Source organism: Variovorax sp. Root473 (genome assembly GCF_001426505.1).
GTDB lineage: Bacteria > Pseudomonadota > Gammaproteobacteria > Burkholderiales > Burkholderiaceae_C > Variovorax.
On the sequence record NZ_LMEV01000017.1, the window covers coordinates 387,608 to 403,514 of the forward strand.

Here is a 15,907-nt window from a genome sequence, read left to right on the forward strand (position 1 = left end):
CGCTGGCCAAGCGTCCTGTTGGCAGGGGCGCTGAGATTCGATCCGGTCCGCGACCGGCCACCGGGCGCTCCTTCTGTTCAATCACACAAGGATGCGCCGATGTCGACGAGTTGTTTTGACCGTGAAGACGAGACCTTCATCGTTCTGGTCAATCACGAAGACCAGTACTCGATCTGGCCCCAATGGAAGGCAGTTCCCAGTGGATGGACCGCCGCCGAGGGCGTTCGCGGCGACAAGAAAACCGTCCTCGCCTACGTAGAAAGCCACTGGACTGACATGCGGCCGCACTCGCTGCGCGAATGGATGCAGCAGCAGGAACAGAAAAAAGAAGGCGCACAAGCGACGGAACGCGTGGCCGGTTGATGGCCGTGCAGGCGCCTCTCTCGCTCCTGTGCCTGCCTTGTGCCGGCGCGAGCGCCACCATGTACCTGCGCTGGCGTCGTTTCCTGCCGCCGTGGGTGCGCATCGTGCCGGTCGAACTGCCCGGGCGCGGTGCGCGGATGGGCGAGGCCTTCGTCGAAGACTTTGATGCCCTGGTCGCGCGGATCTGTACCGAACAGGTCGACGCGATGCGCGGCGGCTTCGCTCTCTTCGGCCACAGCATGGGCGCGCTGCTTGCACACGGCGTGACTCGCCGGCTGCAGGCCTTGCGGCGACCGCTGCCGTGCGCGCTGCTGGTGTCCGGCTGCGCAGCCCCCGCACGCCGCGACCCGGAGCGCTTCGGCGGTGGCGAAGACGACGCTTCGCTGATCGCCGAACTGCGCAAGCAGGGCGGCACGCCCGACGCCGTGTTCGCCAGCGAGGAGCTGATGCGCATCACGCTCGACACACTGCGGGCCGATCGCCGCGTCTGCCGCAGCCATGACGCGCGTGCCGCAGTCGGTGCAGCGCCGCTGCCGCTGTCCCTGCATGTCTTCGCAGGGCGGCAGGACGACATCGAGGTGCCGGCCATGGCGGCCTGGGCCAAGGAAATCGCTGGCGTCTTCACGCTCGACTGGTTCGACGGCGGTCACTTCTTTCTGCGCCAGCACGAGACCGAATTTCTTACGGCGCTCGCACGGCATCTGCCGACGCAGACACGCCTTCACGCGTACCAAAGGGTCGATCCATGAACGAACCGCTCGCAACGGCATCCGCCGGCCGGCAACCGCGCAATTTTGTGGCGCACCTGCGCGCGTTGGCCGAGCGGCGTCCGCACGACGTCTGGCTCACCGTGGTCGACGAAGTCGATGGCGTCTACAGCGAGCTGCCTTTCACCTATGCTGTCTTCGAACAACGCGTTCGCGCGCTCGCGGCTCGGCTGCAGCAGCAGTTCGCCAAGGGCGACCGCGCACTCGTCATGCTCGACAACGGCGACCACTATGCGGTGAGCATGCTGGCCTGCTTCTACTGCGGCGTGATCGCGGTGCCGGTGTTTCCGCCCGAATCGACAAGGCCACATCATCTGGCGCGGCTCACCGGCGTGGCGGCCGATTCGCAGGCGCGCTGTGTGCTCACGTCTTCGGCCTTGAACACCGCGATGGCCGCGGCCGACAACCAGTTCGGCGATGTGCAGATCGTCGCCGTCGACACGATCGACATCGCGCTCGCTGATGCCTGGCTGCCCTTCGAGCCGGGCGACGACGACATCGCATTCCTGCAATACACCTCAGGCTCGACCTCGGCACCCAAGGGCGTCATCGTCACGCACGCCAACCTGATGGCCAATGAGCATGCGATCCAGGTCGGCATGGGCATCGGGCCCGACGACAAGTTCGTCTCGTGGGCGCCGCTCTATCACGACATGGGCCTCATCGGCGGCCTGATGCAGCCGCTCTACAGCAGCATTCCGCTGGTGCTGACCTCACCGCGCTATTTCCTCGAGCGCCCGGTGCGCTGGCTGGAGCTGATTTCGCGCCACCGCGCCACGCTCAGCGGCGGTCCGGACTTCTCGTTTCGCCTGTGCCTCGAACGCGTGAAGGACGCACAGATCGCGCAGCTCGACCTCTCGAGCTGGCGCGTGGCCTACACCGGTGCCGAGCCGGTGCGCGCCGACACCGAATTCGACTTCATCGAGCGCTTTGCCCCTGCAGGCTTCGATGCGGGCGCGGTCTACGCCTGCTACGGCCTCGCCGAAGCGACGCTGTTCGTGACGGGCGGAAAACGCGGCGCCGGCATGGTCGCGCGCAGCTTCGGCGCCGACGGCCTGGCCTGCGGCGTGGGTACGCCGAGCGAAGACGGCACGTTGCTCGTCGGCTGCGGCGCGGTGGCGATTGAGCACAGGGTCGAGATCGTCGATCCCGCCACGCTGTCGATGGCCGAGCCCGGCTGCATCGGCGAAATCTGGGTGAGCGGCGCGAGCATCGGCGCGGGCTACTGGGGCAGGCCGCGCGAATCCGCGGAGACCTTCGTCGAGCGTGCGGGCCGCCGTTGGCTGCGCACTGGCGACCTGGGCTTTGTCTGCGACGGCGAGCTCTACGTGACCGGCCGGATCAAGGACCTGATCATCGTGCGCGGCCACAACATCTATCCGCAGGACATCGAGCGCGTTATCGAGGCCGAGGTCGATGCGGTGCGCAAGGGCCGCGTGGCGGTGTTCGCCGCCCATGGACCCGATGGCGAGGGCATCGGCGCTGCGGCCGAGGTGTCGCGCAGCATGCAGAAGCTGGTGCCGGCGCAGGTGCTGGTTGAGGCGCTGAGTGCTGCAGTGAGCGAGGTGTTCGGCGAGCCGCTGTCGGCCGTGCTGCTGCTCAACCCCGGCGGCATGCCCAAGACCACGAGCGGCAAGCTGCAGCGCAGTGCGTGCCGTGCCGGCTGGCTCGATCGCAGTGCGGATGCGTACGCCATCTTCGAGTGCGGCGCGTTCGTCAGAGGCGGCCCTGTCGACACGCAGGCCGAAGCGTCCGTGCTCGATGAGACCGAGCGCGCTGTCGATGCGATCTGGCGCGAAGTGCTCCGGCCCGCCGACGCGAAGCCTTTTGCGCGCGACGCTCATTTCTTCACGCGCGGCGGCAGTTCGCTCACTGCCACCCAGGTCGCGGCCCGTGTATCGGATCACTGGAACATCGACTTTCCGGTGCGTCTGATGTTCGAGCACCCGCGGCTCTGCGAATGCGCCGCCGCCCTGCGCCAGCGCCTGGTCGAAGGCGAGCGTGCGCGGCCTGCGCCCATCGCGGTGCTGCCGGCCGAGCGCCGGCTGCATGCGTTGCCGCTGTCCCACGCGCAGGAGCGCCAGTGGTTCCTCTGGCAGCTCGACCCGTCGAGCGCGGCGTACCACGTGAGCGGCGCGCTGCGCCTGGCCGGCGCCTTGCGGGTCGATGCGCTGCGCGCGGCGCTGGACGACCTGGTCGTGCGCCATGAGTCGTTGCGCACCGTGTTCCGCGCGGGCAGCGACGGCGTTGCCGCGCAATGGATCCAGCCGGCCGGCACGCTGCCGCTCGAAGTGGTCGACCTGCGCGACGTGCCCGCTGGCGAGCGCGGCGGACGCCTGGAGAGCGAGGCCCGTCGCATCAAGAGCGCGCCCTTCGACATCACCCGGGGCGGCCTGTTGCGCGCCGCGCTGCTGCGCCTGACCGACGACACGCAGGTGCTCGCCGTGGTGATTCATCACATCGTGTCCGACGGCGCCTCGATGCAGGTACTGATCGACGAACTGGCCGCGGGCTATGCGGCGTGCCTGCAGGGCCGTGCCGCGGCACTGCCCGTGCCGCGCGTGCAGTACGCCGACTACGCGGTGTGGCAGCGCGAATGGCTGGCCGCCGGCGAGGCCGAACGGCAGCTCGCCTGGTGGCAGAAGGAACTCGGTGACGAGCAACCGGTGCTCGAGCTGCGCACCGACCGCCCGCGCAAGCCGCAAGCCAGCTACCGCGCTGCACGTCACGCCTTCGAGTTGCCCGCGCCCCTGCTCGGCGAACTGCGCGGCGCTGCGCAGGCCGAAGGCGCCACGTTGTTCATGGTGCTGCTCGCCGGCCTGCAGGTGCTGTTGCACCGCTACACCGGGCAGGAAGAAATCCGCGTCGGCGCTGCGATCGCCAACCGCAACCGGGTCGAGTTCGAGAACGTCATCGGCCTGTTCGTCAACACGCTGGTGCTACGCAACCCGATCGATGGCCGCACGCCGTTGTCGCGCGTGCTCGCGCAGGCCCGTGAAGCGGTGATGGGCGCGCAGGCGCACCAGGACGTGCCCTTCGAGCAACTGGTGGAGTGTCTGCAGCCCGAGCGCAGCATGAGCCACAGCCCGCTGTTCCAGGTGATGTTCAACCATCTTTTCCAGGACCATCGCCCGCTGCAGCGCCTGGACGGCATCCAGGTGCAGGACCACGCGCTGCCCGACCTGCAAACCCAGTTCGACTGGGTGTTGGAGGCCCGCGAGCGGCCCGACGGCCGGTTGATGTTCGCCGTGATCTACGCCGACGACCTGTTTGAGCGCGAAACCATCGTGCGCATGGCGCAGCACTACGTGGCGGTGCTCGGTGCGCTCTGCGCTGACACCGACTGCGCCGTAGGCGACATCGCCTTGCTCGACGCTGCGGAGAGCGCGCAACTCGCGGGATGGAGCGTCAATGCGCGCCGCGAGCCGCAGCCCCAACCCGTGCACTGCACCATCGCGCAGCATGCGAAGCAGCAGCCCGATGCCATCGCGCTGCTGTTCGGTGAAGAAGCGCTGAGCTTCGCCGAACTCGATCGCCGCGCCAATCGTCTCGCGCACCGCCTCGTCGCGCTCGGCGTGAAGCCCGACGTGCGCGTGGGCATCGTGATGGAGCGCTCGGTCGAGATGGTGGTAGGGCTGCTCGCCATCCTCAAGGCCGGCGGCGCGTACCTGCCGCTGGACCCCGACTACCCGCTGCAGCGGCTGGCCTACATGGTCGAAGACAGTGGCATCGCGCTGCTGCTGACGCACCGCGCCACGCGCGAGCACATCGCCGAGCGCGCGGGGCTCGCGTGGCTGGAGGTCGACAACACCGATTTCTCGAGCGAGCCAGACACCGACCCCGGCGTCGCGCTGCACGGCGAGAACCTCGCCTATGTCATCTATACCTCCGGCTCCACCGGCAAGCCCAAGGGCGCGGCCGTGCGCCACGCGGCGCTGCACAGCTGCATGGCCTGGATGCAGGACACCTACCGCCTCGGCCGGGACAACACCGTGCTGCACAAGGCGCCGTTCGGTTTCGACGTGTCGGTGTGGGAGATGTTCTGGCCAATGACCGCAGGGGCGCGGCTGGTGGTGGCCAACCCTGGCGACCACCGCGACCCGGCGCGACTGGTTGAGCTGATCCGGCGCCACCAGATCACCACGCTGAACTTCGTGCCCTCGATGCTGCAGGCCTTCCTGGCGCATAAGGACATCGAGTCGAGCACGCGGCTCAAGCACATCATCTGCGGCGGCGAGGCCATGCCCGCCGAGGCGCAGAAAGAGACGCTGCAGCGCCTGCATGGCGCCACGTTGCAGAACCTGTATGGCCCGACCGAAACGACGATCCACGTCACCCGTTGGACCTGCCGCGACGATGAGCAAAGCCTGGTGCCGATCGGCCAGCCGATCAGCGACACCCAGTGCCACATCCTCGATGCCGAGCTCAACCCGGTGCCGCGCGGCGTGGCCGGCGAGCTGTACCTCGGCGGCGTGAGTCTCGCGCGCGGCTACCTTAATAAGCCCGGCCTGAGTGCCGAGCGCTTCGTGGCCAACCCTTTCGGCGCGGGCGACCGGCTCTACCGCACGGGCGACCTCGTGCGCTGGAACACCGAGGGCCAGATCGAGTACCTGGGCCGCATCGACCACCAGGTGAAGATCCGAGGCTTTCGCATCGAGCTCGGCGAAATCGAGGCACAGATCCTCGCGCAGCCCGCCGTGCGTGAAGTCGTCGTGGTGGCGCGCGAGGGCGCTGCGGGCGCCTCGCTCGTGGCCTACATCGCCGCGCACGCGCAGCAGGCGGTCGACACCGCCGCGCTGCGCGAGCAACTGAGCGAGGTGCTGCCCGACTACATGGTGCCGCGTGCCGTGATGGTGCTCGAAGCGCTGCCGCTGAATGCCAACGGCAAGGTCGACCGCAAGGCGCTGCCCGAGCCCGAAGGCCTCGGCCGCGCAAGCGCCTACGAGGCACCAGAGGGCCATGTGGCGCGCGCGCTCGCGGCCATCTGGTCGGAGGTGCTGCAGGTCGAGCAGGTCGGGATGCACGACAACTTCTTCGACCTCGGCGGGCACTCGCTGCTGCTCATCCGCGCGCACCGCCTGCTGGAAGACCGGCTGCAGTGCAGCTTCCCGCTGGTCAATCTTTTCAAGTACCCCACCGTCGAATCGCTCGCGCGCTGGATCGAGCAGGGCGGCGCGCAAGCCGCGGCCGTTTCCGCAGCGGGCGCCGACGACCGCGCGCTGCGCCAGCGCGCCGCCATGCTTCAACGCCGCAAAGTGGCAGAGAAAGTCCATTGATGACCACGTCCTTCAACGAATCCGCCGAACCCACCGGCCTGGAGATCGCCATCGTCGGCTTATCGGGCCGCTTCCCCGGCGCCGACGATGTGGACGCCTTCTGGCGCAACATCGAGGGCGGCGTGGAATCGGTGTCGCGCTTCACCGATGAGCAGTTGCGCGAACGCGGCGTGCCGCAGAGCCTGCTGGACGACCCCGACTACGTGAAGGCCGGCGCGATGTTCGAAGGCTTCGACCAGTTCGATGCCGGCTTCTTCGGCTACACGCCGCGCGAGGCCGAGAACCTCGATCCGCAGCAGCGCGTCTTTCTCGAATGCGCCTCGGCAGCGCTTGAACATGCCGGCTGCGACCCCGAGCGCTGGTCCGGCAAGGTCGGCGTGTATGCGGGAGAAGGTGCCAACGTCTACCTGATCCGCAACCTGCTGCCGTCCTTCGGCCTCGGCGCGCATACCGGCATTGCCGACCTGCTCGGCCTCATGAGCGGGAACTCCGGCGGTTCGCTGTGCACGCGCGTGGCCTACAAGCTGAACCTGCGCGGCCCCGCCGTGAGCGTGCAGACGGCCTGCTCCACGTCGCTCACGGCCGTGCACACCGCCTGCCAGGCGCTCCTGAGCCATGACTGCGACATGGCCCTGGCCGGCGGCGTGTGGCTCAACCTGCTGCAAGAAGGCGGCTACCGCTACCAGGCCGGCGCGATCCTCTCGCCCGACGGCCATTGCCGTGCCTTCGACGCCGATGCGGCCGGCACGGTGATCGGCAGCGGCGCGGGCATCGTCGTGCTCAAGCGCCTGGACGAAGCACTGCGCGGCGGCGACACCATCCACGCGATCATCAAGGGCACCGCGGCCAACAACGACGGCTCCGCCAAGGTCGGCTTCACCGCGCCCAGCGTCGACGGGCAGGCCGAGGTCATTCGCGCGGCGCAACTGATCGCGGGCGTCTCGGCCGGCACCGTCGGCTACATCGAGGCGCACGGCACCGGCACCACGCTGGGCGATCCGATCGAGATCGCAGCGCTCACGCAGGCCTTTCGCGCCGACACCGAGCGGCGCGGCTTCTGCGCGGTCGGTTCGGTCAAGACCAACATCGGCCACCTCGATGCGGCGGCCGGCGTGGCGGGGCTCATCAAGGCCACGATGGCGCTCAAGCACGGCGTGCTGCCGCCCAGCCTGCATTTCACGAAGCCCAACACGCAGATCGATTTCGAGAGCAGCCCGTTCTATGTGAATGCGCAGTGCCAGCCTTGGCCCGAGGGTCGCACGCCGCGCCGCGCGGGTGTGAGCTCGTTCGGCATCGGCGGGACCAATGTCCATGTGGTGCTCGAAGAAGCGCCCGCGATGCAGCCCACCGCACAGAAGGCCGCGCGGTGGCAGGTGCTGCCGCTGTCGGCAAAGGAGGAAGCTGCGCTCGTCCAGGGTCGCGAGCAACTGGCGACGCATCTGCGGGCGAACGACGGGCTGGCACTCGAGGACGTGGCGCACACCCTGCAGAGCGGGCGCCGCGCCTTTACGTGGCGCAGCGCCGTGGTGGCGAACCAATCCGGGCTGGCCGCGGACATGCTCTCGTCGCCCGCCCTGGCGGTAACCCGTGCTGCCGCCTCGCCGCCCGAGGTGGCCTTCCTGTTCCCCGGCGGCGGCACCCAGCATGCGCGCATGGGCGAAGACCTCTACCGCGACAGCGCCGTCTACCGCGAGGTGCTCGACCGCTGCGCTGCCGTGCTCAAGGCCGACAGCGGAATCGACCTGCTCGCGCTGCTGTTCCCCGAGGCCGGCGATGAGCAGGCCGCCAACGAGCGCCTGTTCCGCATCGAGTTCGCACAGCCCGCGCTGTTCGCGACCGAGTACGCCATGGCGCGCTGGTGGATGAACTGCGGCGTGCAGCCCGCGGTGCTGCTGGGCCACAGCCTGGGCGAATACGTCGCAGCCTGCCTGGCCGGCGTGTTCACGCTGGACGATGCGCTGCGCATCGTCGCCGCGCGCGGCCGCCTGATGCAGACGCTGGCGCCCGGCGCGATGACTGCCGTGCCGCTGTCCGAAGCGGAACTCGCGCCGTTCCTCGCCACGGGATGCGATCTGGCCGTGGTCAACGGCGAGCAGCTTTGCGTGCTCGCCGGTCCGGCCGATGCCATCGCGCGTGCCGAAAAAGAACTGCTCGCGCGCCAGCATCAACCACGCCGCTTGCATGTGTCCATCGCCTCGCACTCCCGCCTGGTCGAACCCATGGTGGCCGAACTGGAGCGCCTGATCGCCGCAGTGCCGAAGCAGGCGCCGCGCCTTCCCTTCATCTCCAACGTGACGGGCCAGCCGATCACTGCCGAAGAAGCGACCAGCCCCGCCTACTGGGGCCGGCATCTGCGCGGCACGGTGCGCTTTGCCGACGGCCTGCGCGAAGTCTTCGCCGTGCCCGGCCGCGTGGTGCTCGAGGTAGGCCCCGGCGATACGCTGGCCGGGCTGGCGCGCCAGCACCCCGGAGGCAGGTCGGCCGCGGGCATCTGGGCCAGCCAGGCCCATCCGCAGCAGTGGGCGCGGAATGCGCAGCAACTGGCGAACGCCGTCGCGGGCCTCTGGACCGTGGGCGTGGATATCGATTGGGCCGCGTGCCGCACCGGTCCCGCGCCGCGCCGGGTGCCGTTGCCTACCTACGCGTTCCAGCGCCGCCGGTTCTGGGTCGAGCCCGAGCCCGGTGGTGCCGCGCAACCGGCACCTGCTGCCGCGCCCGGTCTCTTCTATGCGCCGGCCTGGAAGCGCACCGCGCTGCCGCCGAGAGAGACGACGACCGGGTCGTCGGGCTGCACGCTGGTGCTCGGCGATGCGAACAGCTTCACCGACCGCCTCGGGCGCACGCTGCGCGAACAGGGCGGACGCGTGATCCTCGCGCTGCGCGGCAAGAAGTTCGCGCGCACCGCCGAAGGGCAGTACGCCATGCGGCCGGCCGAACGCGTCGACCACGAGGCACTGCTGCGCGAGGTCGAGTCCGAGGCCGGACCGGTCACGCGACTCTTCCACCTGTGGAGCCTGGACGGCGACGCCCCGGCACCTTCGCATGCCGCGGCCTACGAGGCCGGCTACTTCAGCTTGCTCGCGCTGGGGCAGGCGCTGGACATCGGGGGCGGCGCGGTTCGCGCGCCGCTTGCGCTCACCGTCGTCACCGACCGCGTCGAGGATGTGGCCGGCACCGAGACGCTGGCACCGGAAAAGTCGACCGTGCTGGGCATTGCCAAGGTGCTCGGACAGGAGTCGCCCACCATTGCCTGCCGCGTCGTCGACGTGGTGCTGCCCGCGCCCGAGAGCGTCGCCGAAGCCGACCTCGCATGCCGCGTGGTCGAGGAGGCAGCGGCCACGCAGGAGGACTTCGTCGTCGCCTACCGCGGTCCGCACCGCTGGACGAAGACGTACGACGCGTTGCCGGCGCAGATGCCGGGCGTGCAGCGGCTGCGCCAGGGCGGCGTGTACATGATCACCGGCGGGCTGGGCGGCGTCGGCCTGGCGCTCGCGCGCTACCTCAGCAAGACCTGGCAGGCCAGGCTGGTGTTGCTGGGCCGCACGCCGTTGCCCGAACGCACCGAGTGGTCGCGCATCGCCGCATCGGTTGACCAGCCCGCGTCGCTGCGGCGCAGGCTGCAGCAACTGATCGAACTCGAAGCGAACGGCGCGGAAATGATGCCCATCGCGGCCGACGTCACCGATCCGGCACAACTGCGCAACGCACTGGCGGCGGTGCACGCGCGCTTCGGCGCGGTCAACGGCGTGGTCCACGCCGTCGTCCAGCCCGACCGCGGCATGATCGCCCAGCGCACCCAGGCCTTGGTGGAGGCCGCGTTCGCGCCCAAGATCGCGGGCACGCTCGCGCTGCTCGATGCGCTGCGCGCCGAGCCGCTCGACTTCGTGCTCTTCTGCTCCTCGGTGGCGAGCCTGATCGGTGGTCTTGGCCGCAGCGACTACGCGGCCGCGAATGCGTACCTCGATGCGCTGGCCCATGCGCATCGGCGCAGTTCCGCGCTGCCGGTTTTCTCGGTGAACTGGGATGCCTGGCGCGATGTGGGCGTGGCGGTCGGCATGGACATGCCCGAAGGCGTAGGCCTGGACGAGCGCACCGGCGTGTCGGCTTTCGAACGCATTGCGAACGGGCCCGACCTGCCGCAGACGGTGGTGTCCATCTCGCCCTTCGCGCCACGCTTGCGCCCGCTGGACGGCCTGTTCGAGTCGCTGGACGACGAGCCCGCGCCCGAGGCCCGCACGGGGCATCCACGCCCGGTGCTGCAGACCGCGTTCGTCGCGCCCGAAGGCGACCTGGAAGAAGGACTCGCCGAGCTCTGGACCGAAGCGCTCGGCATTGCGCCCGTGGGTGCGAACGACAACCTGTTCGAGCTCGGCGGCGATTCGCTGCTGGCGATCCGGCTGCTGTCGCGGGTGCGCAAGGCCTATGGCGTGGAGCTGCATCCCGCCGCCTTCTTCAAGGCGCCCACCATCGCCGGGCTGGCCGCGCTGGTCGAGTTGCGGTTGATCGAGCAGATCGAAAGCGATCCCGAAGCCGAAGACGCCCCCACCGTTGCAACCACCCCGAGTCTTTGATCATGAGCGAGCGCAACGATCTTGCCGAACGCCGGGCGAAGCTGTCGCCCGCCCAACTGGCGCTGCTGCAGCGCAGGCTGCAGCGGGGCAGCGACGCAACCGCGGCCCCCGCACCGCCCTCGCGCAGCGCCATCGCGCGCAGCGTGGACGACGGCGCCTTCGTGCCGGTCTCCTTCACGCAGCAGGGGCAGTGGTTCCTGTGGCAACTCGATGCGGGCAACACGGCGTACCACGTCGGCGGCGGGCTGGGCTTTGCGGGGCCGCTGAGCGTCGCGGCGCTGCAGCAGGCGGTGCAGGCGCTCGCGATGCGCCACGACACGCTGCGCACCGTGTTTCGCTCGGGGCCGAACGGCCTGCCCGAGCAGCGCGTCGAGCCCGAGAGCCGCATCGAAATTCCCTTCGTCGATCTCAGCGGGCTCGATGCCGCGTCCCGCACGTCGCGCTACCGCGAGACGGTGCACGCGGTCTGCCGCACGCCGTTCGACCTGACGACCGGGCCGATGCTGCGCGGCACGCTGCTGAAGATGGCCGAAGGCGACCACCAGCTGCTGCTGACGATGCATCACATCGGTTCCGATGCATGGTCCGTCGAACTCATCCTCGATGAACTGGCGCGCTTCTACGCGCAGCGCGTGGGCGAGGTGCCGGCCGGTACGGACCCCGAGCCCGAGATTCGCTACGCGGACTTCGCCCGGTGGCAGCGCACCTGGCTGGAAAGCGCCGAGGGCGAACGGCAGCTGGCGCATTGGCAGCAGCGGCTCGGGGGCAGCCAGCCGGTGCTGGAACTCACCACCGACCGGCCGCGCGCCGCCGACGCAAAGTACAGTGCTGCGCAGCACACGCTCGACGTGCCCGCGCCTCTGGCGCGCGGCCTGAAGCAGCACGCGCGCGCGCAGGGCAACACCCTGTTCGCGGTGCTGCTTGCAGCCTTCCACGCCTTGCTTTTCCGCTACACCGGCCAGGACGAGATCCGCATCGGCGTTCCCGTCGCCGGCCGCAACCGGCCCGAGACTGCCGGCGTGGTGGGCGCCTTCATCAACACCGTGGTGATGGACGCCCGGCTGCATCCGCGCATGAGCTTGGCCGAATTGCTGGCGCAGGTGCGCAACACCTCGCTAGAGGCACAGGCGCACCAGGAGCTGCCCTTCGAGCGCCTGGTGCAGGCGTTGCGTCCCGATCGCGCGCATGCGGGCTCGCCGCTGTTCCAGGTCATGTTCAACCATCTCGGCGAAGGCAACCGGCCGTTGCGCGGATGGCCTGGCCTGCAGGTGCGGCGCATCGACCTCGAGGAGCGCGCGGCGCCGTTCGAGCTGATCCTGGAGACCATCGAGTGCGAGGACGGCAGCCTCCGCGCCGCGTTCCGCTACGCGGCCGAGCTGTTCGAGCCGGGCACGATCGAGCGCCTTGCGGGCCACTACCGCCGTGTGCTGGAAGCCTTCGTGGCCGAACCGACGCGCGCGCTGGGCGAACTGGCGTTGCTGGATGAGGCGGAAATTGCAGCGCTTGCTCAGCGCGCCAGAGGGGAAGGCCGCACGCGCGAGAACGCGGCGCCGCAGACCGTGCATGGCCTTGTCGAGCAGCAGGCGGCGGCGCAGCCCGACGCCACTGCCGTGGTCTTCGAGCAGGATGCGCTCAGCTACCGCGAACTCAACCAGCGTGCCAACCGGCTCGCGCACCGGCTGATGGCGCAAGGCGTGCGGCCCGAAACCCGCGTCGGCGTCGCACTGGAGCGCGGCACCGATCTCGTGGTCGCGCTGCTGGCGGTCATGAAGGCCGGCGGCGCCTATGTGCCGCTCGATCCGGACTACCCGGCCGACCGTATCGCCTACATGGCGCTCGACAGCGGCCTTGCGCTGGTGCTCACGCACGACCACCTGCGCGGGCGCATGGCCTTGCCCGCGGGCATCGATGCGCTCGCCATCGACACCACGGACCTGGCCGGCTGCCCGGCCACCGACCCCGCGGTGGCGCTGGGCGGCGACAACCTCGCCTACGTGATCTACACCTCGGGCTCCACGGGCCGCCCCAAGGGCGCGCAGCTGTGCCACCGCAACGTGATCCGGCTGCTCGCGTCCACCGAGCCTTGGTTCCGCTTCGGGCCGACGGACGTGTGGACGCTGTTCCATTCCTGCGCCTTCGACTTCTCGGTCTGGGAAATCTTCGGCGCGCTGTGCACCGGCGGCAAGCTGGTCGTCGTGCCGTTCTGGGTGAGCCGCTCGCCGGCGGACTTCCTGCAGCTGTTGCGCGAGCGGCAGGTGACGGTGCTCAACCAGACGCCCTCGGCCTTCGGGCAGCTGATCGCGTTGCCGCAGGCGATGGACAAGGGCCTGGCGCTGCGCACGGTGATCTTCGGCGGCGAGGCGCTGGAGCCGCAGCGGCTGCGCACGTGGATCGAGCACCACGGCGACCAGCATCCGCAGCTGGTCAACATGTATGGCATCACCGAGACAACGGTCCACGTGACCTGGCGTCGCATCACCGCGGCGGACCTCGGGCAGCAGCGCAGCCCCGTCGGCATCGCCATTCCGGACCTGGGCCTGCGGGTGCTCGATGCGGACCTGAACCTCGTGCCGCCGGGCGTGGCTGGCGAACTGCACGTGTCGGGCGCCGGCCTGGCGCGCGGCTACCTGAACCGCGCGGGCCTCACGGCCGAGCGCTTCATCGCGGCGGAAAACGGCGATCGCCTCTACCGTACGGGTGACCTCGTGTGCTGGAACGCGCAGGGCCAGCTGGAGTACCTCGGGCGCATCGACCACCAGGTGAAGGTGCGGGGCTTTCGCATCGAGCTCGGCGAGATCGAGGCGCAGCTGCTCGCGCAGCCCGAGGTGCGCGAGGCCATCGTCATGGCCAGGGAACACGCCGGCGCGACGGTGCTCGTGGCGTACCTGTCGGCGCAGGCCGGACAGGCGATCGATTCGGCGCAGGTGCGCGCGCGGCTGGGCCGAGCGCTGCCCGAGTACATGGTGCCCGGCGCCCTCGTGGTGCTGGAGACGCTGCCGTTGAACGCCAACGGCAAGGTCGACCGCAAGGCGCTGCCCGAGCCCGGCTTCGGCAGCGAGCGCGCCTATGCCGCACCCGAGGGCGATGCCGAAGAGGCGCTGGCGCGCATCTGGTGCGAAGTGCTGGGCGTGGCGCGCGTGGGCCGCAACGATCACTTCTTCGAACTTGGCGGCCACTCGCTGATGTCGATGCAGGTGATGGCGCGCGTGCAGGGCGCCCTGCATGTCGACCTTGCGGTCAGAGACATCTTTCAAAACCCCGTTCTGATGGACATGGCCCGGCTGATCGCCGAGGCGGGCGCGCGCAAGCCGCATGCCGATGCCTTGTCCGACATCGACTCCTTCATTGACAGCCTCGAGACCACTTGATGGAAACCACGGCCACCCACGACCACATCGGCCGGCGCTTCCTGCGCCTGACCCCGGCCCAGCGCCGCGCGGTGTACCAGAAGATCCGCGCCGAGGGCCTCACGATCGGGCAGTTCCCGATCGTGGCGCGCGACGAGGCGGTGTGCACGGCGTGTCCGCCCTCGTATGCGCAAATGCGGCAGTGGTTTCTCTGGCAGCTGGAGCCCGAGAGTTCGGCTTATCACATTGCGGGCGGATTGAGGCTCGACGGGCGGCTCGATGCCGATGCGCTGAAGGCCGCCTTCGAGGCGCTGGTGGCACGCCACGAGTCGCTGCGCACCGTGTTCAGCGTGAATGCCGAGGGCGAGGTGGAGCAGCGCGTGCAGGCGCACCTGGCACTCGACATTCCGCTCGTCGACCTGGCGCATCTGCCGCAGGCCGAGCGTGAAGCGCGCGCGAGAGAAGAGGCGCGGCGCATCGCCGATGCGCCCTTCGACCTGACCACCGGCCCGCTGCTGCGCGTGGTGCTGATCCGCCTCGGGGCCGAGGCGCACATGCTGGCCGTCGTGATGCATCACATCGTGTCCGACGGATGGTCGATGCGCATCGTGGTGGACGAGTTTGTCGCCGAGTACCGCGCGCGCGTGCAGGGCCGCGCGCCGGTGCACGATGCGCTGCCGGTCCAGTACGCCGACTACGCACTCTGGCAGCGGCACTGGCTCGAAGCGGGCGAGAAGGAGCGGCAGCTGGATCACTGGAAGGCGCAACTCGGCAACGAGCACCCGGTGCTGCAACTGCCGGCGGACCGCATGCGGCGCGCCGACGGCAAGTACCGCGCCGCGCGCCACGCCACGGCGCTGCCGCCCTCGCTGGTCGAGGCGCTGCGCCGGCGTGCACAGTCGCGTGGGGCAACGCTGTTCATGATGCTGCTCACTGGTTTCCAGGTGCTGCTGAACCGCTACACGGCGCAGCCGGACGTGCGGGTGGGCGTGCCGATTGCCAACCGCCACCGCGTCGAGTCGGAGCGGGTGGTCGGCTTCTTCGTCAACACGCAGGTGATGCGCAATGTGCTGGAAACCCGCACCCGCCTGCACGAGGCGCTGGCCGCAACGCGCGAAGCGGCGCTGGGCGCACAGGCGCACCAGGACCTGCCGTTCGAGCAGCTGGTGGAGGCACTGCAGCCCGAGCGCAGCCTGAGCACGGCGCCGCTGTTCCAGGTGATGTTCAACCACCTGCAGCAGGATCGCAGCGCGCTGGAAGATCTTCCGGGGCTCGTGCTGAAGACCTGGGAATTCGGCGAGCAGGCCGCCCAGTTCGAGCTGACGCTGGACGTGGTCGAGGACGGCCTCGGACAGGTGCAGCTGGTCTTCAACCATGCCCGCGAGCTGTTCGAGCCGCAGACCATCGAACGGATGGCGGGGCACTACGTGGTGATCCTCGAGGCGCTGGCGGGGGATGACGCGCGTGCGATCGGCGACATCGATCTGTTGGGAGCGCCGGAGAAAACGCAGCTCAATCAGTGGAGCGTGAACGCGCAGCAGGAGCCTGGCGTGGAACTGGTGCATCACAGCATTGCGCGGCAT

The 15,907-nt window shown here is 69.5% G+C and carries 6 protein-coding genes; all 6 read left to right on the top strand.

The features are described from left to right. The first annotated feature begins 99 nt into the window (after window positions 1-99). The gene (locus ASD34_RS15130) at window positions 100-363 is read left to right on the top strand and encodes an MbtH family protein (RefSeq protein WP_056578955.1); all 264 of its coding nucleotides are present in this window, start codon (window positions 100-102) and stop codon (window positions 361-363) included. Further along, window positions 363-1,112: a thioesterase II family protein gene (locus tag ASD34_RS15135; protein WP_200937591.1), complete on the top strand. Its 750-nt coding sequence runs from the start codon at window positions 363-365 to the stop codon at window positions 1,110-1,112. Before ASD34_RS15130 ends, ASD34_RS15135 begins: the two co-directional genes overlap by 1 nt. After that, window positions 1,109-6,406: a non-ribosomal peptide synthetase gene (locus ASD34_RS15140; RefSeq protein ID WP_056578960.1), complete on the top strand. Its 5,298-nt coding sequence runs from the start codon at window positions 1,109-1,111 to the stop codon at window positions 6,404-6,406. The genes ASD34_RS15135 and ASD34_RS15140 overlap by 4 nt, the downstream gene beginning before the upstream one ends. Beyond that, window positions 6,406-10,977: a type I polyketide synthase gene (locus tag ASD34_RS15145; RefSeq protein WP_056578963.1), complete on the top strand. Its 4,572-nt coding sequence runs from the start codon at window positions 6,406-6,408 to the stop codon at window positions 10,975-10,977. The genes ASD34_RS15140 and ASD34_RS15145 overlap by 1 nt, the downstream gene beginning before the upstream one ends. A gap of 2 nt (window positions 10,978-10,979) precedes the next feature. Then, complete coding sequence (locus ASD34_RS15150) at window positions 10,980-14,345, top strand: non-ribosomal peptide synthetase (protein WP_056578966.1); 3,366 nt, start codon at window positions 10,980-10,982, stop codon at window positions 14,343-14,345. Then, window positions 14,345-15,907: condensation domain-containing protein (locus tag ASD34_RS27535; protein WP_235510079.1), on the top strand; the 1,563-nt coding region annotated here is incomplete at its 3' end. The genes ASD34_RS15150 and ASD34_RS27535, both read left to right, overlap by 1 nt.

Coding starts and splice junctions, on each gene's coding strand:
- ASD34_RS15130 (WP_056578955.1), top strand. CDS start 100: ATGTCGACGAGTTGTTTTGACCGTGAAGACGAGACCTTCATCGTTCTG.
- ASD34_RS15135 (WP_200937591.1), top strand. CDS start 363: ATGGCCGTGCAGGCGCCTCTCTCGCTCCTGTGCCTGCCTTGTGCCGGC.
- ASD34_RS15140 (WP_056578960.1), top strand. CDS start 1,109: ATGAACGAACCGCTCGCAACGGCATCCGCCGGCCGGCAACCGCGCAAT.
- ASD34_RS15145 (WP_056578963.1), top strand. CDS start 6,406: ATGACCACGTCCTTCAACGAATCCGCCGAACCCACCGGCCTGGAGATC.
- ASD34_RS15150 (WP_056578966.1), top strand. CDS start 10,980: ATGAGCGAGCGCAACGATCTTGCCGAACGCCGGGCGAAGCTGTCGCCC.